Here is a 22,497-nt window from a genome sequence, read left to right as displayed (position 1 = left end):
GTTCAAATTCCGATACATGTTCATGCGCGTACTGTTTCTTTTCTTATGTTTAGCGGTTTCCTTTCAGGCTGTTTCTCTCACGCTGGGAATTCAAAAGCTCGACTCTATAGTGCCAGATTTAAAGGACAAGCGAGTCGGCGTAGTTGTTAATCACACGTCTCAATATCAAGGTGTCCACTTGGTCGATAGCTTGCTTGCGAAGAACATTAAAGTTGTACGGATTTTTTCGCCAGAACATGGGTTTCGTGGTGACCAAGATGCAGGAGCTAGCATTGCGAATGGGCAAGATACTCAAACGGGTGTTGCGATTTTTTCATTGTATGGAAAAACCAAAAAGCCAACACCTGAATCGCTCGCTAATATCGATATGTTGATCTTCGATATTCAAGATGTTGGTGTTCGGTTCTATACCTATATCAGCACAATGCACTACGTCATGGAGGCTGCTGCGGAACACGGGATCCCGTTGATTGTCCTTGATAGACCAAATCCTAATTTGGCGTTTGTTGATGGCCCAGTACTAGAGCCTGAATTTCGCTCTTTTGTTGGTATGCATCCGATACCCGTATTACATGGAATGACCGTTGGTGAGTTGGCAAAAATGATAAAAGGAGAGGGGTGGATTGCACCGGCTGAAAAATTGCAGCTTACTGTTGTGCCAATGTCTGATTATAACGAAAGCGTACGAGTCTCCCTGCCAATTCCTCCAAGCCCGAATTTACCCAATGACCAAGCAGTACAGTTGTACCCGTCATTGTGCTTTTTTGAAGGGACTGCCGTTAGCGTAGGCAGAGGAACATCTTGGCCATTTCAGCTCTATGGTCACAATAAGGTAGCACTTGGGAAGTTTAACATTACACCACACCCAAATAATGGGGCGTCTAATCCGAAATTAAATGGTCAATTGCTTTACGCAAGCGATCTTCGTCAGAGTAACGTGCACGGACTATCATTGGAATGGCTAGTAAGCAGCTATTCGAAATTTGCCGCTGCAAACGAACCTTTTTTCACCGCGGCCAGTTTTTTCGATAAGCTAGCTGGAACGGACAAGTTAAGGCTTGGGATATTAGCAGGGAAATCAAGCGAGCAGATAAAGAAGGACTGGCAAGACGATTTGCTCGCTTTTCGTACTCGCCGGTTCCCCTTATCTAATTTATGAGCGGGTTTTAGATCCCAAGTGATTCGATAAAGCCGTTCGCTTGCGCCACGCGTTTTTGTAAATGTAAATTGGAATTCGAAAGCGCGATAACGATCAGATCAACAATATAGTGTTGAGAGGAACTCGTTAAAATGCCGCTGTGTGGCACTGGCTCTTCTTCCGACACCGAAAACAAGCGATGATCTGCTAATTCAGAAATCGCGTTTTGGGTGAATTTTGTCATCGAAATCACCGTAACACCTTCCAATTTAGCCAACTCAACTAACGTGCGTAGGCTACGTGGATGTGCAGAATGGCTTATCACAAAGAGTACATCCCCTTTGCCGAGTACACTCAAGGCATTGGCTGCTTGAATGAGATCGGCTTCACATTGCGCCGCGACGCCGAGTTTTTGTAATTTAAAAACACAGGTTCTCGCAACCAGAGACGAGTTACCTTGCGCCACAAATAAAACACGATTTGCCGATTTTAGCGCATCAACGGCCTTCTCTATCTGAGTCGCCTCATTCAGCTGTTGAGTATGAGAAAGAATAGTGTGTTGCTTTGAGAGCAGTTTTTGCGACACTAAAGTTATATCATCTTGATGAGTGAATTCCGTGAGTGGACTTCGTTTCTTGTTTTGATTGTTGATTGAGGGCATCGACTACGGCAAATTTAAACTCGGGGAACCCTTTGTAACCTAGTTTCTGTGCGAACTTCACAACACTTGATTGGCTGACATTTGCGGCACTCGCAAGTTCTATTGATGATTGGTTTCGGATGAGTTCGGGGTTGTTCAATGTGTAATCGGCAAGTTTTGATTCACTATTTGAAAGGCTAGCCCGAAGCGCCTTAATTTTGATGAAAAGTGACATGGGACCTTGGTAACGTTTACTGCAGTTGGTTTTATTATAGGAACATTTGGATCGTTACGATAGTCCAACCAGTAACTTTTACGTAAAAATGTCTAGATGGCTAAATTGACTTTCAACGGTGATGTTGTAATTTGTCATCGCCCTCAAAAACTTGGCAAGGTGAATAGAACAAATTAAGCTACCTGTCTTGCCATTACCGATAGGTTAATTGGACATAATTATAATAAGGGGACTTATGAGTTGGGTTTCTATTTTGCCGCCACTGATTGCAATAGTCGTGGTCTTTTGGCGTAAAGAGGTCATTTTGGCGCTCTTACTCGCGCTAATCTCATCAGAATTTTTGCTTGCCATTCAGAATGACACATCGGTTTTGAGCGGGACATTTATTGGCAGTATTGAACGCGTCATCAGTATCGCAACCTCCGCGGGTAACAGTCGAATACTGATTTTCAGCATTGTTATTGGGGCGCTATTAGTCTATATCCGAGAATCAGGAGGGGTAGCAGCGACGGTCAATATGTTGATGCGTCGTGGCGTAGCGAGAAGCAAGCGTCAGGTTGGATTTTTGACGATGTTCACGGGTGTTGCGGTGTTTATCGAATCCAATATGAGTGTCCTAACGTCAGGCATAGTTGCACGAGGTCTATTTGATAAATTCAAAATGAGTCGCGCACGTTTGGCGTACATCATTGACAGTACTAGTGCGCCGGTGTGTATCCTTATTTTGCTCAACGGTTGGGGGGCCTATGTTCTTGGGCTTCTGAGTAACTATGAGTTAGAACAATCGGCTGTCAGTATTTTGTGGGGAAGCGTTGCGTTTAACTTTTACGCCATTATCGCGCTTGCTCTGGTTGCTTACACCATCATCACAGACAAAGTGCATGGTCCTATGAAACAGGCTGAGCTTGAGTTACAACATCAGCAATTTGAGATGGAAGCGGTGGCGACCGCGACGAAAGCTCGTTTTATGTTAGTACCATTACTGACCTTGATTGCTAGTATGATAGGCTTTATGTATTGGACGGGGGAGGGTGTACTTGCCAATGGCAGTGGATCTAAATCAGTGCTTTATGCAACCGTTCTTGCTTGCACGGTAGCCTATCTATTACTGCTTCAATCAAAACGTTTTGAACACAAAGAACTGATGCAACTTGGCTTTAAAGGTATGGGGGAACTCCTTCCTTTGGTCAGTATTGTCTTACTATCTCTCACCTTAGGTGCAAGTTTAAAAGAGCTCGGCACAGGCGTGTTTGTGGCCTCTGTTGTGGGGGATTATTTACCTGTCTATTTCATCGTACCTGTGTTGTTTTTGACCGGTGCTGTGATGTCCTTTACTACAGGCACTTCTTGGGGAACCTTCGCTATTTTAATCCCAATTGGTGTACCGCTCATTCAGTCATTGGGATTGCCTCCTAGTCTAGTTGTCGGAGCGATTTTGAGCGGTGGTATTTTTGGCGACCACTGTTCACCCATCAGCGATACCACGGCGGTCTCGGCGTTGGCCTCAGGGTGTGACTTACTTACTCATGTGAAAACACAGTTGCCATACGCATTATTTGGTGGGGCTTTGTCACTCGTTGCATTTTTTGTTGCCAGTATTGTGATGCTCTAAGGGCAGATTTGCCGCTTAGGAACTCGAGATATTCGGGGTGAAAATCTGAATGATTTCACCCCTTTCATTTTCTCGAATGGCTAACAACGTTTCCCCTAAGTTTGGCGTACTTTGTTCAAGCGAATTTAAAACACTCATTTTCAGCATTAAGCGAGTTTGCTGTTCGCATGTTTCAACTAACCACGCCTGAGCATCTTGTTTTAGCACTTTCACGAGAACGACATTTTCGGCGTTAATGGCTGAGGATGGTGGCTTTACACGTGCCTGATAAGCGTCATCCAATTGTTGTTTTTGCTTTGCAATATAACGCCGATACTCGCCATTGATGACTTCATGCACTTCTACATCGGCTTCAACTTCGATGGTATCTACAGACGTTAAAGATGAAACTGGATCCGTGACGTGCAAACTAAAGTAGCCAAAGCAGGTTAGAGCAAATCCTGCGGCGATCCAGCGTAAGTAATTTAAAAGTTGTTGAGTTTCGCGGCGATCATCGACATGTTTACGTCGAATCGCACGTTTTAAGGCTGCTTTATCCGTGTCGACTTTTTGCTTTTCCTTTAGATAGGCCTGCGCTAATTGTTTTTCAAAGTCATTCATGTAGGTTCCCCAAATGTCTTTTCAAGCTGAGTTTCGCATAACGCAAACGGGTTTTAATTGTTTCTTGGTTTGTGGTGGTGATCAGCGCAATTTCTTCTAGCGAAAAACCTTCAAGTTGGAGCGTCAATGCTTCCTTTTGTTCGAAAGGTAACAAGCAAATAGTTTGGTAAAGGAGCTTTGCATCTTCTTGGTCGCTTGAATGACTACTTGTCGTGAGGTTAATGTCGTCTTCCAGCGCGACAAACTTATTTCTATAACGATGGTCGTCATGTAACGCATTACGTGCAATGGTAAAAATATAGGCTTTAGGAGTGCCTTGCTGTTTGTAGTAATGACGCTTTGTGATCAAGGTGAGCCAAGTGCGCTGTGCAATATCGTTGGCGCTTTCGGTATCGGTAATTGACTGCAAAAAGTGCAGTAAATCATTCGCGTACAAATCGACCAACGCTTCGAGATGTGAAGGGTCGCCACTTAATTTGTATTCTAAAAGCCAATCAACCTGACGGTTCATTGGCTTGAATAGCTGTTTTAAGACAAGCAGCATAGGCAATTCTACCTAATTAGAAAGAGAGAATTCGAGTACGACGGTCTGATTTTCTTGTATCACAGCACTTCCATTTTGTACTTTAGGTCTGTATTTCCAGCGTTTTAACGCTTTTAAGGCCTCCCTGTCAAAAATTTTCGCAGGTTCAGATCCAATTACTTTTGCATCAACAACCGCACCAATCTCTGAGATAGAAAAAGACAATTTGACCCAACCTTCTAAACCATCACGGGCAGCTTGGATAGGGTAGTTTGGTGTGATCCGAACGATAGGATTGGCATCGTAGTTACTCGGCTGACCAAAATCCCTTGTTAGAACGGTATCAATGTGGATATTGCCTGCGTCGATGACCCCTAATTCCGCAGTCGAGCTAGTTTCTTCTGGCACTTCAGTTGCTCGAGGCGGCATGGGTTTCATCCGAGGTGGAGGTGTTAGCACCTTAGACTTTTCTTTCACCTCTGAATCGGTATGAGCGCTTAGGAGCACGGCTACTGGCATTATTTCACTAACGAGAGGTCGAGAGTTGTCTCGCGAGATGAGGTGCTGCATTAAAGCAAAAGTAGCGAAGGTTAAAACAATCGCGCCAGAAACAGCTACCACAGGTTTTGTCCATGCGTTTTGTTCAATCAAAATAGTCATCGCATTATCCCTCTTTTTGTTTTAGTTCATAGATAAAACGAATAAGTGTGTAAAAAGGGGTGAAACATTTTCTTTTTTTTATTGACCTTCGTACAATGCCTGCCAAATTAGCTCTCGTACTTTTAATTGGACGTTGCATGAAACTCAAAGAGATAGATAAAACACGTTATCGTAAGCATTTAAACAAGGTGATTTATGCCTGTGTACTGAGTTTAACCGCAGGCAGTCTTGGGATAGCACAACTCTTGATCGCGCTCTTTCCTGATGCCAGTGGGACGCATTTCCACTGGAATTTAACGGGCGTCATCATTACAGCAGTGTTCATTGGTTTCGTGCTCAATAAGTACCGTAGTCACCCCTTTATGACCGAAGTGGTTTACGTGTGGGAATTAAAGCAAGCGCTTAATCAAATTACGCGCAAAATGGCTAAACTTAAGGTGGCAGCGCAAAATGGGGATGTCGATGCTATGCAAGCTATTCACTACAGCTACGCTGGCTCTCGCCAACTTTGGACTCTAGATGACAATACGATCACCATGGAGGAACTCGGGCTTTGGCAAGCAGAGTTAAATACACTGGCGGAAAAATATCACGTCACACTTGATGCAACGAGCTACGATGCGAAGGTATTGAAGCGATTCTAAACGTTCCCCCTGCGGTGTAAAACATTGTTAGAGATGATAAAACGCAAAATCATTCTTCGTAGCGAGTTTTACACTGTACATTGCATTATCAGCCTTTTCGATAAGCTCATGCAGCGTCTCTGCGTGGTCTGGATAGCACGCAATCCCAATGCTGGCGCTCACTTTGAGTTCCAATGATTGATTGTCTTTTTCATAAGGCATAGGCATTGCGGTCTTTGCAACGAGATGGGAAGCTATTTTCTGTAAACCATCTTTCGCAATATGAGGCACAGCAACAATAAATTCATCGCCACCCCAACGTGCAACAAGGTCATCATTGCGCACACATTCTTTTAGGTTGGCAGCAATATGTTTAAGCATTTCATCCCCAGCATTATGCCCGTAAATATCGTTAATGGGTTTGAATTTGTCGAGGTCGACAAGCAGCAAAGCAAATGGAATTTGATTGTCTAGCCAAAAACGCAATTTCAATTCTGCACCATAGCGATTGTTCAAATTAGTGAGTGGATCGAACTGTGCTTTTTGCTTTAACTCGTTAATCATATTACGACGATAACTAACGTCATTGATGAATATCTGCAAATACAGACCTTCTTCACTTTCGGTCGGAATGATGACGATATTCAGCCAAACAGGTAGATGCGTTAAAGCGCTCTCGAACTCGATTTCCATCTGTTTAACTTGTCCCTGATTGGTTGCGTCGTTTATCAGACTATCCAGTGAGTCCGGAGATTTACACAATGGCATTAAACACTCCGGAAATGTTTCTTCGGCAGATACATTTAGGCCAACCAAAAGGTCTTGTGCGGCATCATTGGCAAGTTCGATGAGTCCAGACGACTTTACCAGTAGGGTCGGCGTTGAGGCCCTTTCGAACATTAACCGAAAACGTTGTTCCAGAACGGATATGGCTTTACGCAGTTCTCGCTCTTGGTTGAACAGACTTTGTGTCTTGTCTAAAAGGTGGTTAATGCTTTTGGTTACTTGGCCAATTTCGCTGTCTTTGTGATTGGCCGGAGAGCGCAGGCGCTGAGACTCCCCAGGGGGATCTCTTGAAGCTGCTTAAATAATACCCCCATCGGACGTGTGATCATGATGTAGGCTAAGCTAACAAATAAAATCAGCATAGGAATGATGAGCAAAACCAACGTTTCTACACTATCACTGGCGATAGAGGAGGCTTGTTGGCGTATAAAAACTTCGTTTGGAACGAGTAATATAACCCCGACATTTGCCGTGGGGATAAAAGGGTGAGACAAAACAAATTGATTGCCGGGCTGTCCTTTGTAAAGCAAGCTTTTTGCCAGCGTTTGTGTATCCGTATCTATTTTTGCAGCGAGAATGACATCATTGCTGATCAAACCATTGAGTACTTCAATCGCAAGATCCGCATCTTCTAAATACGCAGCAATGGACGCCGTGGTTGAGACCGTCTGTCCAATTTGTTCAATGGTGGTTTTCGAGCGCGCGAGTTCGTCTGCGTATACGCTTTTGTAATATAATTTGGAGTAAATTACTCCAAACAAAAAACTGCTTAATGCAAGTGCAATCGTCAGTCGAATAATTAAACTAGATTTATTTATCAAGCGTAAATACCACCTTCACCTGATCTGTGACGTCTTCAGCCCAGATATAACCTATTGCTAACGGGTCTTTTTGTACAGCCTTTATTATGGCATCCGAATTAGGCATCGCAATAGGAAACGAGGCTTTACCACTGAATTTGATTCTAGAGCGGTATGCGTTGATTTGGCTAAGGTCTCTGCCTGTTAAACGCATATAAAATGTTTCTTTAAGTGGCATCGTTGAATCGATGTCGATAGGTTGAGCTGGCATGCCATTGTCAAAAGCTTGGTATTTACCCATGTATAAATCAATCAGCGCCCTTTGGCTTACGTGAATGACGGGATTTGCTTTATTTACAATCACGGCAATACTCTGCTGTGCAAAGCAATGCATCGGTAACACGAGGACTATGAGTAGACGCAAAAGCATGCTCATAAGTCAAAAATCCAATGACTAGAGATACTGAACGTTGAAAAACTGCCGTCAGGATTGCGAGAAAAGTCATGTAGGTACAATCCCGAAGGCTGATACCTAACGTGAGTATGATCGAACTGTGCTTTCAGTGACCATGTATCCGACAAGTCATATCGCCACGAGAGTGAACTTGTGTTTTGTCTTAATCGGTAAAAATCAGTAGCGCTTTTTACTGCGGTATATAACGCATTCAGATTTGGGTCTGAAATGAGCGGAGGCTCGATAGTTGGTGCATCTGCTTGGATGTGTGAGTAGGTGAGCATTAGCGTGTGTGAGCCTAGACGTGTGCCGGCACTCACATACCCACTGAGTAAGTCGTTCAAAAGAATACTTTTGGAGTCAACTAATGACATCTCACCTTGCAGTATAACGTCAGCATTATCATAACGCGCTCCAACAGCTGAATAGGTTAGTTTTGAGTTCTGAAAAAGCAACGATTCTTTTACGGACATGACTGAGGGCCAAATGGCATCAGGTACTTGATTGAGTGCGGACACAAGTTCATTTTGGCCGGGATAGCCATCTTCAGCGGTCGTTTGCGTGTGATTGACACGTACCAGCCAATCTTGCTGTTCCAATTGAATTGTGAAACCAAAAATATTTTTAAGGCGTACTTCCCACGTAAAATCACCATCGCTGATGACTGGCGCTTTGCTTCGTCCGTAGAAAAACTTAGAGGTGATTAGTCCAAAATCACTGGCATGCTTGTAACTAATATCGAGTCCATTGAGGGACTCATGTGGAATTATTCCGTAAAACTCGGTGGGTAAATGCACGGGAATATAGGCGTAACCAATGTCGCGATAGTCCGTCATCATATACAAATCAATGGCCGTCCTACCCAAATTTACCGTGAGGCTCTGGTGAAGGAGAATAACGCAAAAAAGCCATTTTGATCTTGTCATCGAGACTGTGGTCCGCGCTATCTTTTAAAACCAGTTGAGAAACGAACTGGACTTGATTGGAGAAACGCCACTCAGCTTGCAAACCGGCCGAGGAAATTTGTCGCCAGTCGATTTCATCGGCAAAAAGTGCGTCGTGTTGGCTTACTTGAGTACGAATCCCCGCGTACTTAGAATCGGTCAGGCTTGCCCCGATATTGGCAAATCCGTCGAGCTTTAGCGAAGCAATGCTTGGCATAGAGTATACTGTTATAAACAAGGCAACAATGAAGCGCATGTCTCTAGCTTTGTTAGAATTCATTATCTTATAGAGAATAGCATAGAAAGTTAGGCTTGCGCGGTTGTTAATCGTGGTTCACGCACCCATATAGGCGGTAGTAATGATAGTATACCTATGTGATAATATAACGAAATCCAACCAAAGGTTAATTCGTCGTGGCTGAAGTTAGAGCAAGAGTTGCGCTGAATGTAGGACAGCATAGTCATATTCCTGCAGAAATTGTTTCATTTTCCGGTTTAAAAGATGGTCAAGAGCACGTCGCTTTAATCTTTAATAAGGCTGACGAGTTAGAGGCTACACCACTGATCCGCATGCATTCAGAATGTCTTACAGGTGATGTTTTTCATTCGTCACGTTGCGATTGTGGTGAGCAACTGAATGAATGCATTGAAACGATGCATCAACAAGGTGGAATTCTTCTTTATTTACGCCAAGAAGGCCGTGGAATTGGTCTATACAATAAAATCGACGCTTATGTGCTCCAATCTCAAGGCATGAATACGTACGAAGCAAATAACCATTTGGGTTTTGCGGACGACCTTCGTGAATTTGGTGACGCTGTACTTATGTTACAAGCGCTCAATGTGCCAAAAGTTCGATTAATGACAAATAATCCTAGCAAAATTAAAGCGTTAAAAGAGGCTGGCATAGACGTTGATATGGTCGTTGGTACTCAAGCACATATTAAAGCGGGACACGTCGGCAATAAAGCGTACCTTGAGACAAAAGTGAAGCATGGCTCGCATATGTTAGACATCAAAAAGGTAGCAAAACCGTAGTTTGAAATAGTATCCTTTGTTGGTACGCAGTCATCCTCAGCACTTTGGTGAGTTGAGTCAAAATAAGGAATTTAGGTGAGTTACAATGTTTTAAACGCCAGTGTAGGCGTGGCGTGGTTAAAAGAGGCTTGGTCTATTTTTAAACGCCAACCTTTTACGTTTATTATGATGCATGTTTTCATCATTGTTGTTGGCCTGCTGCCTATGCTTGCGCCTGTTTTAAATATTGCCGCCTCGCTGGTGGCGCCATTTCTAACCATTGGTTTTTATCAGGCTATTTTAAAAGTTCAAGCAAACAATAAAACACAACTTTCTGATATTACTGCGCCTTTATTTGCAAAAGGCCAAAGGCGTGCGGTATTTCATCTAGCGATGTGCCAAGTGGTTGTTGCATTGCTGATTTCGTTGTTAGCTCAATTCCTTTTTTCTGACATGATCGAAGTATTGGTTAATGCAGAAGAAAACATGAACGTGACAACCCTGATCAATGACTTAATTGGTAACTTTAATCCGGCGAACTTTCTTATGTTTATGGCTGTTATGATCATCAATTACGCCGCTTTTGCCTTTGCATTGCCTTTGGTTTTCTTCAAAAAAACACCGCTTGTTGCTGCAATTCAGCAGTCCTTGAAGGTGTTTTTTGGAAATATGGGAGGCTCTTAGCGTTTTCGGTGGTTTAGTTGCACTGTTGATGGTGATTTCGATACCATTGCAGTTACTTCCTTTGTTAGTCATTATGCCGATTTCATATATTGGGTTCTTTTTGGCGTTTAAATCGATTTTCAGCTATAGCGAAAATACACCAACGAAAACAGCGCAAACGGCACCAACACCCGACAATGGCCGATTTGACGCTTAATGGATGACAAAGAGCAAGCAAAGCTTCGACGATATGCCGTCTGGCTGTTATCGCGAAAAGATTACAGCCGAACAAAGCTAGAATATAAGCTTCGCAGCAAATGTGAAGACGAACAATTTATCCAGAACCTAATTAGCTGGTGCGAATCACTTGGTTATGTCGATGATGACCGCTTCTGTGCTCAGTATGTGAGACGACAGATCGAAAAAGGACTGGGTAAACAAAGACTGCTGGCAGACGCTTATGGAAAAGGCATTGATAAAAAGCAGGTTGAGAAATGTTTAAATGGTCTCGAAATAGACTGGTATGAACACGCCTGCAATGCCTATAATAAGAAGTTTTTTAGCGCCTTTGATAAGAAAAATTATCAAGAAAAAGCCAAGCGACAACGCTACATGGTAGGTAGAGGCTTTGGCTTTGACGAAATAGAATATGCAATGCAAGTAGCACAGATAGGTGAATAATCACATGCAGCACATGACGACCGCCCAAATCAGGCAGAGTTTTTTAGATTTTTTCGCAAGTAATCAACATCAAGTTGTACCTTCAAGCTCACTCATCCCAGGCAATGACGCCACGTTGTTGTTTACGAATGCGGGTATGGTGCAGTTCAAAGATGTATTCTTAGGCGCTGAAAAGCGTCCATATACACGCGCGGCAAGTTCTCAGCGTTGTGTGCGTGCTGGCGGTAAGCACAATGACCTCGAAAACGTAGGTTATACGGCACGTCACCATACATTCTTCGAAATGTTAGGCAACTTCAGTTTTGGTGATTACTTCAAACGCGATGCTATTTCACTTGCCTGGAATTTCCTTACAACGGTTCTCCAACTGCCTGCTGAAAAGCTGCTTGTAACGGTTTATCACGAAGACGATGAAGCGTTCGATATTTGGAACAAAGAAATTGGCCTTCCTGCTGACAAGATTATTCGCATCAGTACGTCAGATAACTTCTGGTCGATGGGCGATACAGGTCCTTGTGGCCCATGTTCTGAAATTTTCTTTGACCATGGCGACCATATTTGGGGTGGTCCTCCGGGTTCACCAGAAGAAGATGGTGACCGTTTTATTGAAATCTGGAACTTGGTATTCATGCAATTTAACCGTCACGCAGACGGTTCAATGGAACCCCTACCAAAACAATCAGTAGATACTGGTATGGGTCTTGAGCGTATTTCGGCAATTATGCAAGGCGTTCACTCGAATTATGAAATTGATCTTTTCCAAGGTTTAATCAATGCAACGGCAAAAGTAACAAACGCGACGGATTTAGAAGATAAATCGTTACGTGTTGTAGCTGACCACATCCGTTCATGTGCATTTTTAGTGGCTGATGGTGTTATGCCATCGAATGAAGGACGAGGCTATGTGCTTCGTCGTATTGTCCGCCGCGCAGTTCGTCATGGTAACAAACTCGGTGCAACAGAACCGTTTTTCTATAAGCTCGTTGCAGCGCTTGTTGAGCAAATGGGTGAGGCGTATCCTGAGCTTGTTAAACAACAAGCCATTATCGAAAAAGTACTACGAATTGAAGAAGAGCAATTTGGTAAAACGCTCGACCGTGGCTTAGCGATTCTAGAAGAAAACTTAAGCTCATTAGAAGGTTCGGTTATCCCAGGTGAATTGGTCTTTAAACTATATGACACTTATGGGTTCCCAGCGGATTTAACGGCTGACGTTGCGCGTGAACGCTTCTTATCGATTGATGAGCGTGGTTTCCAAGAACATATGGAAGCACAGCGACGTAAGGCACAACAAGCCGGTAAGTTCGGAGCAGATTACAACGAGTTATTGAAGTCAGACAAATCGACTGATTTTAAAGGTTATGAAGCAGAACACTTCACTGGTACTGTGGTTGAAATGTTCCACGAAGGCCAGCACGTTAATGTACTTGAAGATGGTCAAGAAGGTATTGTGGTACTTGATAGAACACCATTCTATGCGGAATCAGGTGGCCAAGTAGGCGACACCGGTGTGTTGAAAGTATCTGGCGGTGAATTTGTTGTGGCGGATACAACCAAGTTGGGTAACGCGTTTGCTCACAAAGGTAAAGTGATTGGCCGTATCGGTGTAAACGATAAAGTTGATGCACAGATTGATGCTGAACGCCGCGATCGAGTGAAGAAAAACCACACAGCGACGCACATTCTTCATGAAGCGCCGCGCCAAGAGCTTGGTGAGCATGTTGCTCAGAAAGGTTCATTGGTGATGCCCGACCGTTTACGTTTTGACTTCTCGCATTTTGAAGGTGTGACAAAAGATCAACTACGTAAAATTGAAGACGCGGTCAATGCGGAAATCCGTCGCAATTTTGAATTGAAAACAGAGTTGATGGACATCGACGACGCGAAAGCAAAAGGTGCGATGGCTTTATTCGGTGAGAAATACGACGATGAAGTTCGCGTTGTGACAATCGGCGAGTATTCAATTGAATTGTGTGGTGGTACGCACGTAACGCGTGCCGGTGATATCGGTTTATTCAAAATTGTGTCTGAAAGTGGTATTGCTGCTGGTGTGCGTCGTATAGAAGCGGTCACAGGCGCGGATGCAATTGCGTATGTTGCAGAGCAAGAAAAACAGTTATCTGAAATTGCGTCGTTGCTTAAAGGTGATGTTGCGTCAGCGTTCGATAAAGTGAGTGCGTTGTTTGAAAAAGCCAAAGGTTTAGAAAAACAAGTGGCTCAATTGAATGACAAACTAGCGTCCGCTGCTGGCGCATCATTGATTGAAAGCGCGAAAGAAGTTAACGGTATCAAGTTACTCGTTGCAAACGTTGCTGGCACGGAATCTAAAGCCTTACGCGGCATGGTTGACGATCTAAAATCGAAATTAGGTTCAGGTGTGATTGCACTAGGTGTTGCTGATGGCGAGAAAGTCAGTTTGATTGCTGGTGTGACAAAAGACCTTACCGGTAAAGTTAAAGCGGGTGACCTTGTTAATCACATGGCTTCATTTGTTGGTGGTAAAGGTGGTGGTCGTCCTGATATGGCACAAGCTGGTGGTACTCAACCTGAGCACCTTGATGCAGCACTTTCTTCTGTTGAAGCTTGGTTTCAAGAGCAAACAAAGTAAGCGATGATGAATGACAAAAAAGCGCCTTATGGCGCTTTTTTGTTTTTCGTCGCAAACTTGTCTACGAAATAGGTTTAGTGTGTCATGTTGGGGCTGATTCTAAGGAAAAGGGCGTTTTGCTGTAATTTTTGCGTAAAACCAAAGATTTTTTTCTGGAAAGTATTTAGTTGTTGAGTTTTACTTACTTTTATAAGAACTTTTCTTTAAAATGTAATTGCAGCGGAATCTTTTGAATTAATCGGAATAACAGGAGCAAGAGAATGCTAATACTTACTCGTCGAGTTGGTGAAACCCTCATGATCGGAGATGAGGTAACTGTGACTGTGCTAGGTGTGAAAGGAAACCAAGTACGTATTGGCGTAAATGCGCCTAAAGATGTTTCAGTACATCGTGAAGAAATCTACATGCGTATCCAAGCGGAGAAGACGGGTCCTTCTTCAGATAGCATGTAATTATGCGTTATCGCGTAAAGCCGAATTAAAAAAAGTAGCCACTGGCTACTTTTTTACTTTCTGGAGGATTTGTTCTAGTAAACCGTCTGGCATGTGAGCATCGCTCAGATAATGGTTGCCTTTGTTGCTTACCAACACGATACCTTTTTCGGTTCGATGTATCTGCAAAAATTCACCCCATGTCCAACTCATCGTGTTACCTCGGTTTTTTGTTTCAATGCCCTTGTTTGTGACATTAACCTCTACTTTTGAACCACCTGCTCGTGACCATAACTGTCGTTGTACCCACCAAGCTTCTTTGAAGTAATAAGCAATGCATTCAAGCACCGCAAGTAAAATCATAAAGTTACCCAAGTAATGATTGTTTAGTCCGTAAATGGAAAACAAGCCAAGAGCGACTAAGCTAATCAATAGTAAATACTTGGGTTTGTTTGCTGCACTGTAGGGTGCGCATTGTTGAAAACACTCGCGATAAAACGCTTTATCCAATGTGTATTGATAAGAAAACTGCATGTGAAACTCACTCTTTGATAGCAGAATTGATTATACCGCAATCGCAAGGCAAAGGCTTTTCGTCGTGGCGTTTTTCCTAAATTGATATTTTGAGTGAAACAGGGCGTGATTGTTTGGTAATACCAATTCTTGGTTGTTTACTTGAAGAAAACAACGTTAAAGAGAGCGGTTATTAATGAAAGGTATTTTGAATATTTTTCATGTAAATAGCCTGTTTTTCGTTAATTTACCGTTATCTTTATGAAATCAATATGAATTATATTTGGTAATACCAATTTACAATAAGGTAGACAGTTGTTACGGATTTGATATTATCGAAGAATAATTATTCAAAAAAACAGCGTAAATATCATTTAGGGGGAGAGGAATGGACGTCACATCGACGCTTATTACAGCAGCAAATATCATGTTAACAGGCATGGTTGGCGTATTTGTTTTTCTGGTCTTACTCATTTTTATCGTCAAATTGGTCGCTAAGTTAGTTGGTGAAGAAGCACCAATTGAAGCGAAGAATGTTAAGAAAACCTCTTTACCAAAGGTAGCTGAGGGGGTATCCCCAGCTCACGTTGCAGCAATTAGCGCAGCTGTCGCGCAATATAAAAAACAACATCAACAGGGGTAAATCATGGCGCAGCTTAAACTTACAGAACTCGTTCTACGCGACGCTCACCAATCTCTTCTCGCAACGCGTATGCGATTGGAAGATATGCTTCCTATCGCAGAGAAGATTGACAACATTGGTTATTGGTCAGTTGAATCTTGGGGTGGTGCGACGTTTGATGCTTGCATCCGCTATCTCGGCGAAGACCCTTGGTATCGTATTCGCGCACTGAAAGAGGCAATGCCAAAAACAAAACAACAAATGTTATTACGCGGACAAAACTTGTTGGGTTACCGCCATTATGCAGATGATGTTGTTGAAAAGTTCGTCGAAAGGACTCATCACAGTGGTGTAGATGTATTCCGTATTTTTGATGCAATGAACGATATGCGTAATTTAGAGACCGCTATTCGTGCGGCGGTGAATGTCGGCGCGCATGCGCAAGGAACGATTTCATATACAGTGAGTCCTGTTCACACGCTTGATATGTGGTTAGAACAGGCTAAGAAATTAGAGGAAATGGGCTGTCATTCTATTTGTATCAAAGACATGGCGGGTCTTTTGAAACCGTACGATGCAGAGGCGTTGATTTCAGGGTTGAAAAGCACGGTTTCTATTCCAATCGCGATGCAATGTCATGCTACAACTGGCTTGAGTACAGCTACATATCAAAAAGCGATTGATGCTGGCATCGACATGCTGGATACCGCTATCTCGTCAATGAGCATGACATACGGGCATAGCGCGACGGAAACGCTAGTGGCAATCTCGGAAGGAACTGAACGAGATACGGGGCTGGACCTGAATGCATTAGAGGAAATTGCTGCCTATTTCAGAGACGTACGTAAAAAGTACGCTGCATTTGAAGGCAGTCTTAAAGGCGTTGATGGGCGTATTCTTACCGCACAAGTGCCAGGTGGTATGCTGACTAACATGGAGAACCAGCTCAAAGAGCAAGGCGCGGGAGCTCGTTTGGACGAAGTATTACTCGAAATACCAAAAGTTCGCGAAGATCTTGGTTTCATTCCACTGGTCACTCCAACGTCGCAAATTGTAGGGACCCAAGCTGTACTGAATGTGCTTACTGGTGAGCGTTATAAATCGATTACGAAAGAGACGGCTGGTGTATTAAAAGGGGAATATGGTTCTACTCCTGCCCCAGTTAATTCAGAATTACAAGCAAGGGTGTTAGAAGGTAAAGACGCAATAACGTGCCGTCCTGCCGACTTGTTGCAACCAGAGATGGATCAACTTGAGGCAGACTTATTAGGGCAAGCAAAGCAAGAAGGTATTGAGTTAAGTGAATCCCACATTGATGATGTCCTAACCTACGCGCTCTTTCCTCAAGTCGGACTGAAGTTCCTGAAAAACAGAAATAACCCAGATGTGTTTGAACCGGCTCCTGGTTTAGTTAAAGCAGCGGATGAAGCAAAAGCCACTGTAGTGACAAAACCAAGCTCAAATGCAACGGAACATTACAGTGTGAAAGTGGACGGTAAAGTCTATGACGTGGTTGTAGCACCTGGCGGGGAGCTCCAGAAAGTGAGCGTTCAACACAGTGAGATAGTGCCTCAGTCCGCGTCAGTGTCTCCAGGAGAGACGTTAAACGCACCATTGACCGGAAACATCGTAAAACTGAGAGTTCGCGCAGGTGATACTGTCGAAAAAGGGGATGTGGTTGTCATTATGGAAGCAATGAAGATGGAAACGGAAATTCGCGCGACTCATTCCGGTTCAATCGCAACAATGTTGGTGTCGGAAGGTGATTCTGTCTCTGCAGGCGATCCGCTAATCGAGCTTGCCTAAGGAGAGGTCATGGAAGGGTTGTTAAATTTATGGCAAGCAACCGGTCTTGCCAACTTTACTGTGTCTGCACTTATCATGATGGCAGTCGGTGGTTTGTTACTGTATTTGGCAATAGTTAAAGGGTTTGAGCCGTTACTGTTAGTTCCTATTGGTTTCGGTGCCATTTTAACAAACATCCCAGTAGCAGGGCTTGCGGAGCCTGGTGGTTTACTCTACTACGTGTACTACATTGGTATTGATAGTGGTGTATTTCCTCTGCTTATCTTTATGGGAGTTGGTGCATTGACTGACTTTAGTGCACTTATCGCAAATCCGAAAATGCTGCTATTAGGCGCTGCTGCGCAGTTCGGTATCTTTGCGACCTTATTTGGCGCAATCTTATTGAACTTAGTGCCAGGATTTGAATTTACACTCAAAGACGCCTCGGCAATTGCCATAATTGGTGGTGCTGATGGTCCGACTGCGATTTTCCTTGCGTCTCGATTAGCGCCCGAGTTACTTGGTGCGATAGCAGTAGCCGCGTATTCCTACATGGCATTGGTACCGATTATTCAACCGCCAATCATGAAGGCTTTGACGACAGAACAAGAACGTCAAATTGAAATGCCGCAACTGCGTTACGTCTCAAAGAAAGAGAAAATCATTTTCCCTTTGGTGGTGTTGGCGATGACTGCACTCTTTCTTCCTTCTGCGGCACCATTAGTGGGTATGTTCTGTTTAGGTAATTTGATGCGTGAATCGGGTGTGGTAGAGCGTTTGAGTAATACAGCACAAAATGAGTTGATCAATATTACCACCATCTTTTTGGGACTTGCGGTTGGTTCGAAGTTGGCGGCAGACAAATTTCTGCAATTAGAAACTCTCGGTATCTTGGCGCTTGGAGCAATAGCTTTTGCTATAGGGACTGCGTCTGGAGTTTACATGGCAAAAATGATGAATCGTTTCTCAAGCGATCCGATAAACCCCTTGATAGGCGCAGCTGGGGTTTCTGCTGTACCGATGGCAGCTCGCGTTGTTAACAAAGTAGGTTTAGCAAGTAACCCGCACAACTTCTTACTGATGCATGCTATGGGGCCTAATGTGGCCGGTGTACTTGGCAGCGCGGTTGCGGCGGGGATTTTACTTGCCTTGATTGGCTGATGGTTTTCCAATCGACATGGCCAGTATATGACAGCGCAGCATTGCTGCGCTTTTTTCTTATCCGTCTACGTTATTCACTTTACCGTTGTTATATCACGCTCATCAATTTGCTGAAGTTTTCTCTAAACGGAAATAGCTCCTTTGGATTTCAGCGCCGTCGCGATAATCGATATTGTTTACCTGGGTAGAACTTACTTTATGGGTCTATACGGCGAGATTTTATTTCGTTACATCTTTGATTTGGTTTAAAACGTGATTTAGGTTTAGTCTAGAGGTATGCAACGAGTTCAATTACAAAAGGAAAGCCTTATGTACGTTCTTTTAATTGCTGGAGCAATCGTGGCTGCAATGGCATCAATTATCTATTTAATTAAGAAAACAGGCTAAGCTTCTCGGTATGAAAGCAATACTGATTATTATCGCCGTTTTTGCCTTGCTGGCTTTGTTAGTCCCCTTAATTGAGAAGGCCACGGGTGGAAAACCGAGTCCAAGTTATCCGAAACTAGCAAAGTGGATCCTTCCGTTGGTCTTCTTAACGTTGGTCGTAAAAATGCTTTATGTGTGGATTAATGGTTAAATAAAAAGGCGCTTGAGCGCCTTTTTATTAGTTATTTAAAGCCAATTGAAGTGAGCGATTACGTTCTAGCATAGCGAGTCGTTCGTTTGCTAAAGGTGTAAACGTCGCTAACTCAGATTTTGGTAATGACTCTGATTTAGGCAATTTCACTGTTTTAGGATTTTTGTGTTGGCCATTTACTAAAAACTCATAATGCAGATGAGCGCCCGTTACTCGGCCAGTAGCGCCAACAGTACCAATTTTTTGACCCTGTCTGACTTTGTCATTGGTCTTCACGGTACGTTTATTCAAATGAAGGTATTTCGTCACGTATTGCGAACCATGTTCAATAAATACATAGTTGCCGTTTAAATTATTTCTGCCAGATTTAATGACTTTGCCATCACCAGATGCAACAACCGGGGTACCGACTGGCGCCGCATAATCAATGCCACGATGTGCGCTTACTTTTCCTGTCACTGGGTGTAAACGACGTGGATTAAAACTAGAACTGATGTATTTAAAATTAACGGGTGCTCGCAAGAAGGTTTTGCGCATGCTTCGACCTTCAGGTGTGTAGAAATTACCATCACTGTGTTTTACAGCGGCAAAACGTTCACCTTGGTTAATAAATTCAGCCGCAAGAATGTCGCCTGTACCGACAAATTCCCCATCAACATAATGCGTTTCATAGAGTAAAGAAAATTGGTCGCCTTCACGGATATCGTTTGCAAAGTCGACGTCCCAGCCGAAAATGTCTGCAAAATTCATGATTTGTCGCTCGCTCAGTCCCGCCGAAATACCTGCGGTCCAAAAGCTTGACTTGATTTCCCCACTCACCGATTGTGAAACGGTGTCGACTTCTTTCGTATCTACGTGTGAGTGAAATTGACCAGTCGTATCTCGAGTAACAAGTAGTGTTTCGGTTTTCGAAAGCACGTACTTAAGCTGCAACAATTCACCATTATCATCTTTTGCAAAGCTGACCGTTTCACCTGGATGAATTTTAGTTAATTGCTCAGATGTTTTATCAAGATTGACGATGCTATGTAGGGTTTGTGCGGATAATCCCGCCTTTTTAAATAGCACAGCGAGACTATCGCCGGCTTTCACCGTGAAATCATTGAAACTTAACTCTTGAGCTGGTTCTTTTATTTGTTCTTCGTCAGATTCAAGAGTGACTTCTGTTGTGATGTTAGGCTCAGTTACGGTAATTGGGAGTTCGTAGCGTTTGCCAATTTCTAGTGCTGAAGCATCGTTGTCTTTCGACGCGGTAGCTTTTTCTGATGGGATAAGTGCAATGCCAACAATGCCAGCGAGAATACCCAAAATAAGCACTTTGTGTTTTTTAGGGAGCTTATGAACAACGTGAACCATAATGCGCCTTTTCTGCTGTCAAGAAATTTCGTATCTAATATTGCAGGATATACGTTATAAAGCACTAATACCAGTATTTTGTTGATTTAAACTCGCGCGAATATACGCTAGAATCGGTCAAAAGCCGAATACAAACTTGGAGTGAGAGATGGTGGACTTAGAAACCGCGTTCGCAGAGATTCAACGCGGTGCGGAAGAGATCTTATTGGAAGACGAGTTAAAAGATAAATTGAAATCTGGTAAAAAACTGCGCATTAAGGCAGGTTTTGATCCAACAGCGCCAGATTTGCATTTAGGTCATACTGTACTTATCAATAAAATGAAAACCTTCCAAGACTTAGGCCATGAAGTTATTTTCCTAATTGGTGATTTCACTGGAATGATTGGTGACCCGACGGGAAAAAATGTCACGCGTAAACCTCTTACCCGTGAAGATGTGTTAGCAAACGCTGAAACATATAAAGAACAGGTATTTAAAATTCTTGACCCAGCTAAAACGACCGTCGCATTCAACTCTGAGTGGATGGAGAAATTAGGCGCAGCGGGCATGATCAAACTAGCGGCACGCCAAACCGTCGCGCGCATGCTTGAACGTGATGATTTTAAAAAGCGTTACACGAACGGGCAATCAATAGCGATTCACGAATTCCTCTACCCACTTGTTCAAGGTTGGGACTCGGTCGCGCTTGAAGCCGATGTTGAATTAGGCGGTACTGACCAACGTTTCAACCTGTTAATGGGTCGCGAACTTCAAAAAGAAGAAGGTCAAACTCCACAAACGGTATTGATGATGCCGTTGCTTGAAGGGACTGATGGCGTACAAAAAATGTCTAAGTCACTTGGAAACTACATCGGTATTACTGACGCGCCAACAGAAATGTTTGGTAAAATCATGTCTATTTCTGACGATTTGATGTGGCGTTACTACGAGCTACTCAGCGCGTTGAGTTTAGATCAAATTGCCGCACTGAAAGAAGAAGTGACAAACGGCAAAAACCCACGTGACATCAAAATTGATTTCGCAAAAGAAATGATTGCACGTTTCCATAGTGAAGCTGACGCAACGGCGGCTCACGAGGACTTCATTCAGCGCTTCTCTAAAAATGCATTACCAGATGATATTCCTGATGTAACTGTAACGAGCGAAGAGCCTGAAATGGTTATTTCTGTGCTACTAAAAGAAGCGGGCCTTGTAGGCAGTACATCAGAAGCGATGCGTATGATTAAACAAGGCGCAGTGAAGCTAAATGGCGAAGATAAAATCACTGATGCTAAGATGATGGTTGCTAAAGGCACGACGGCAATTTACCAAGTTGGTAAAAGAAAGTTTGCAAATGTAACCGTGGCTTAATTGCCCAGATATAAGAAAAGCCAGCATTCGCTGGCTTTTTTATTGTCCAAACAGCCCTAAATCAAAGGTGAATCGAATACTTTGCCTAACAATCAATGTGTCTAGACAAAAAGAACGGTCTATTTAAATTTAAAGTTGAGCGCAAACGTAAACAAAACCCAAATCAAAGCGATGAAAAGTACGCCAAACCATTGCAGCTGTCGAATTAATGCGGTCGCGACTTTTAGGTCGTTAGGTACGGGAGGGCGTTCAAGGCCGATGCGCGTTTTTTTTAGCTTCTCACCAAGGTAATGTGCTGGCCCGCCAATCTGAATATTCAAACTTGCGGCAAAGAGTGACAGTATCCAGCCACTATTAGACTGATAAGCGTGCTTTCCATAGTGATGGATGTAGTGCCAGGTTTTTTTGTAATTCTGGAAAATAGACAACAGAGCGATTAAAACCCGAATTAAAGGATATTCTAGAATAAAAAGCGTCTTGTTGAGGGGTTTTAGGAAATAGCTATTTGGTAACACAAAGGTACGCCAAGCATGGTTAATCAGCAGTAGTAGTTTGTATGTCACCATAAGCCATGGCCCTGCGATAACATAAAACAAAATGACCAACCAAAATTGGCGAATATGATTTAGGCTAATCGATTCGACGCAAGCTTTGACGATACCCATTTCAGACAAAGACGTGGTGTCTCGTGCGACAAGTTGAGACGTCATTTGTTTC

At 43.3% G+C, this 22,497-nt stretch carries 26 protein-coding genes and 1 pseudogene; 14 read left to right on the top strand and 13 right to left on the bottom strand.

Annotated elements, in window-relative coordinates; all coding sequences use genetic code 11:
- Positions 1–16: 16 nt before the first annotated feature.
- A pseudogene (locus J5O05_RS05720) lies at positions 17–1,181 on the top strand (exo-beta-N-acetylmuramidase NamZ family protein).
- Here the strand turns inward: J5O05_RS05720 and J5O05_RS05715 are convergent.
- Both J5O05_RS05715 and J5O05_RS05710 read right to left on the bottom strand, forming a co-directional pair.
- On the bottom strand, positions 1,167–1,724 hold the full coding sequence (locus J5O05_RS05715; RefSeq protein WP_208843976.1) for a MurR/RpiR family transcriptional regulator: 558 nt from the start codon (positions 1,722–1,724) through the stop codon (positions 1,167–1,169). The pseudogene J5O05_RS05720 and the gene J5O05_RS05715 overlap by 15 nt on opposite strands.
- 10 nt (positions 1,725–1,734) lie before the next feature.
- Complete coding sequence (locus J5O05_RS05710; protein WP_208843975.1) at positions 1,735–2,013, bottom strand: MurR/RpiR family transcriptional regulator; 279 nt, start codon at positions 2,011–2,013, stop codon at positions 1,735–1,737.
- A gap of 235 nt (positions 2,014–2,248) precedes the next feature.
- Between J5O05_RS05710 and J5O05_RS05705 the strand changes: the two genes are divergently transcribed.
- On the top strand, positions 2,249–3,625 hold the full coding sequence (locus tag J5O05_RS05705) for a Na+/H+ antiporter NhaC family protein (RefSeq protein ID WP_208843974.1): 1,377 nt from the start codon (positions 2,249–2,251) through the stop codon (positions 3,623–3,625).
- Between the two features lie 15 nt (positions 3,626–3,640).
- Here J5O05_RS05705 and J5O05_RS05700 read toward each other — a convergent pair whose 3' ends face one another.
- From J5O05_RS05700 to J5O05_RS05690, 3 genes are read right to left on the bottom strand one after another with little or no spacing between them, the layout of a single operon-like run.
- The gene (locus J5O05_RS05700; RefSeq protein ID WP_208843973.1) at positions 3,641–4,225 is read right to left on the bottom strand and encodes a hypothetical protein; all 585 of its coding nucleotides are present in this window, start codon (positions 4,223–4,225) and stop codon (positions 3,641–3,643) included.
- Positions 4,218–4,769: an RNA polymerase sigma factor gene (locus J5O05_RS05695; RefSeq protein WP_208843972.1), complete on the bottom strand. Its 552-nt coding sequence runs from the start codon at positions 4,767–4,769 to the stop codon at positions 4,218–4,220. Before J5O05_RS05695 ends, J5O05_RS05700 begins: the two co-directional genes overlap by 8 nt.
- Before the next feature lie 12 nt (positions 4,770–4,781).
- Positions 4,782–5,408, bottom strand: coding sequence for an energy transducer TonB (locus J5O05_RS05690; RefSeq protein WP_208843971.1), 627 nt, complete (start codon positions 5,406–5,408; stop codon positions 4,782–4,784).
- A 137-nt stretch (positions 5,409–5,545) separates the two neighbouring features.
- Here J5O05_RS05690 and J5O05_RS05685 point away from each other — a divergent pair, with 137 nt between their 5' ends.
- On the top strand, positions 5,546–6,052 hold the full coding sequence (locus J5O05_RS05685; protein ID WP_208843970.1) for a DUF3087 domain-containing protein: 507 nt from the start codon (positions 5,546–5,548) through the stop codon (positions 6,050–6,052).
- Positions 6,053–6,079: 27 nt separating this feature from the next.
- On the opposite strand, the gene J5O05_RS21715 is transcribed toward J5O05_RS05685, so the two are convergent.
- The 5 genes from J5O05_RS21715 to J5O05_RS05665 all read right to left on the bottom strand — a co-directional run bounded on the left by J5O05_RS21715 (position 6,080) and on the right by J5O05_RS05665 (position 9,271).
- Positions 6,080–6,931: a sensor domain-containing diguanylate cyclase gene (locus J5O05_RS21715; RefSeq protein ID WP_244369865.1), complete on the bottom strand. Its 852-nt coding sequence runs from the start codon at positions 6,929–6,931 to the stop codon at positions 6,080–6,082.
- Between the two features lie 101 nt (positions 6,932–7,032).
- Complete coding sequence (locus tag J5O05_RS21710) at positions 7,033–7,638, bottom strand: hypothetical protein (RefSeq protein WP_244369863.1); 606 nt, start codon at positions 7,636–7,638, stop codon at positions 7,033–7,035.
- Complete coding sequence (locus J5O05_RS05675) at positions 7,628–8,053, bottom strand: type 2 periplasmic-binding domain-containing protein (protein ID WP_208843969.1); 426 nt, start codon at positions 8,051–8,053, stop codon at positions 7,628–7,630. Before J5O05_RS05675 ends, J5O05_RS21710 begins: the two co-directional genes overlap by 11 nt.
- Positions 8,050–8,910 (bottom strand): hypothetical protein, encoded by an 861-nt coding sequence (locus tag J5O05_RS05670; RefSeq protein WP_208843968.1) that lies wholly within the window; start codon positions 8,908–8,910, stop codon positions 8,050–8,052. The genes J5O05_RS05675 and J5O05_RS05670 overlap by 4 nt, the downstream gene beginning before the upstream one ends.
- Positions 8,911–8,929: 19 nt before the next feature.
- Positions 8,930–9,271, bottom strand: a complete 342-nt coding sequence (locus J5O05_RS05665; RefSeq protein WP_208843967.1) for a hypothetical protein — start codon at positions 9,269–9,271, stop codon at positions 8,930–8,932.
- 158 nt (positions 9,272–9,429) lie between these two features.
- Here J5O05_RS05665 and J5O05_RS05660 point away from each other — a divergent pair, with 158 nt between their 5' ends.
- The 6 genes from J5O05_RS05660 to csrA all read left to right on the top strand — a co-directional run bounded on the left by J5O05_RS05660 (position 9,430) and on the right by csrA (position 14,436).
- A complete protein-coding gene (locus J5O05_RS05660; RefSeq protein ID WP_208843966.1) occupies positions 9,430–10,053 on the top strand; it encodes a GTP cyclohydrolase II in 624 nt (207 codons plus the stop codon).
- Positions 10,054–10,161: 108 nt separating this feature from the next.
- Positions 10,162–10,716: a DUF2189 domain-containing protein gene (locus J5O05_RS05655; RefSeq protein ID WP_208843965.1), complete on the top strand. Its 555-nt coding sequence runs from the start codon at positions 10,162–10,164 to the stop codon at positions 10,714–10,716.
- Positions 10,694–10,912, top strand: a complete 219-nt coding sequence (locus J5O05_RS05650) for a hypothetical protein (RefSeq protein ID WP_208843964.1) — start codon at positions 10,694–10,696, stop codon at positions 10,910–10,912. Before J5O05_RS05655 ends, J5O05_RS05650 begins: the two co-directional genes overlap by 23 nt.
- Complete coding sequence (locus tag J5O05_RS05645) at positions 10,912–11,376, top strand: regulatory protein RecX (protein WP_208843963.1); 465 nt, start codon at positions 10,912–10,914, stop codon at positions 11,374–11,376. Before J5O05_RS05650 ends, J5O05_RS05645 begins: the two co-directional genes overlap by 1 nt.
- A gap of 4 nt (positions 11,377–11,380) precedes the next feature.
- On the top strand, positions 11,381–13,984 hold the full coding sequence (alaS, locus tag J5O05_RS05640; RefSeq protein ID WP_208843962.1) for an alanine--tRNA ligase: 2,604 nt from the start codon (positions 11,381–11,383) through the stop codon (positions 13,982–13,984).
- Between the two features lie 260 nt (positions 13,985–14,244).
- On the top strand, positions 14,245–14,436 hold the full coding sequence (csrA, locus tag J5O05_RS05635) for a carbon storage regulator CsrA (protein ID WP_208843961.1): 192 nt from the start codon (positions 14,245–14,247) through the stop codon (positions 14,434–14,436).
- A gap of 45 nt (positions 14,437–14,481) precedes the next feature.
- Here csrA and J5O05_RS05630 read toward each other — a convergent pair whose 3' ends face one another.
- Positions 14,482–14,949, bottom strand: coding sequence for a YcxB family protein (locus J5O05_RS05630; protein ID WP_208843960.1), 468 nt, complete (start codon positions 14,947–14,949; stop codon positions 14,482–14,484).
- A 367-nt stretch (positions 14,950–15,316) separates the two neighbouring features.
- Between J5O05_RS05630 and J5O05_RS05625 the strand changes: the two genes are divergently transcribed.
- From J5O05_RS05625 to J5O05_RS05610, 4 genes are all read left to right on the top strand, one after another.
- On the top strand, positions 15,317–15,571 hold the full coding sequence (locus tag J5O05_RS05625; protein WP_208843959.1) for an OadG family protein: 255 nt from the start codon (positions 15,317–15,319) through the stop codon (positions 15,569–15,571).
- Positions 15,572–15,574: 3 nt separating this feature from the next.
- Positions 15,575–17,356 (top strand): sodium-extruding oxaloacetate decarboxylase subunit alpha, encoded by a 1,782-nt coding sequence (gene oadA / locus J5O05_RS05620; RefSeq protein WP_208843958.1) that lies wholly within the window; start codon positions 15,575–15,577, stop codon positions 17,354–17,356.
- Positions 17,357–17,365: 9 nt separating this feature from the next.
- Positions 17,366–18,496, top strand: a complete 1,131-nt coding sequence (locus J5O05_RS05615; RefSeq protein ID WP_208843957.1) for a sodium ion-translocating decarboxylase subunit beta — start codon at positions 17,366–17,368, stop codon at positions 18,494–18,496.
- 397 nt (positions 18,497–18,893) lie between these two features.
- A complete protein-coding gene (locus J5O05_RS05610) occupies positions 18,894–19,073 on the top strand; it encodes a hypothetical protein (protein WP_208843956.1) in 180 nt (59 codons plus the stop codon).
- A gap of 27 nt (positions 19,074–19,100) precedes the next feature.
- Here J5O05_RS05610 and J5O05_RS05605 read toward each other — a convergent pair whose 3' ends face one another.
- Complete coding sequence (locus J5O05_RS05605; protein ID WP_208843955.1) at positions 19,101–20,429, bottom strand: peptidoglycan DD-metalloendopeptidase family protein; 1,329 nt, start codon at positions 20,427–20,429, stop codon at positions 19,101–19,103.
- 151 nt (positions 20,430–20,580) lie between these two features.
- Here J5O05_RS05605 and tyrS point away from each other — a divergent pair, with 151 nt between their 5' ends.
- The gene (tyrS, locus tag J5O05_RS05600) at positions 20,581–21,780 is read left to right on the top strand and encodes a tyrosine--tRNA ligase (RefSeq protein WP_208844477.1); all 1,200 of its coding nucleotides are present in this window, start codon (positions 20,581–20,583) and stop codon (positions 21,778–21,780) included.
- Between the two features lie 119 nt (positions 21,781–21,899).
- Here tyrS and J5O05_RS05595 read toward each other — a convergent pair whose 3' ends face one another.
- Positions 21,900–22,490 carry a hypothetical protein gene (locus tag J5O05_RS05595; RefSeq protein ID WP_244369861.1) on the bottom strand — a complete coding sequence of 197 codons (591 nt, stop codon included), beginning with the start codon at positions 22,488–22,490 and terminating at the stop codon, positions 21,900–21,902.
- Positions 22,491–22,497 lie beyond the last annotated feature (7 nt).

Origin of the sequence: Pseudoalteromonas xiamenensis (assembly GCF_017638925.1) — a bacterium.
In the GTDB taxonomy this organism is placed as follows: domain Bacteria; phylum Pseudomonadota; class Gammaproteobacteria; order Enterobacterales; family Alteromonadaceae; genus Pseudoalteromonas; species Pseudoalteromonas xiamenensis.
The sequence above is the reverse complement of the archived record's forward strand: the minus strand, read 5'-3'. Positions and strand labels throughout refer to the sequence as shown.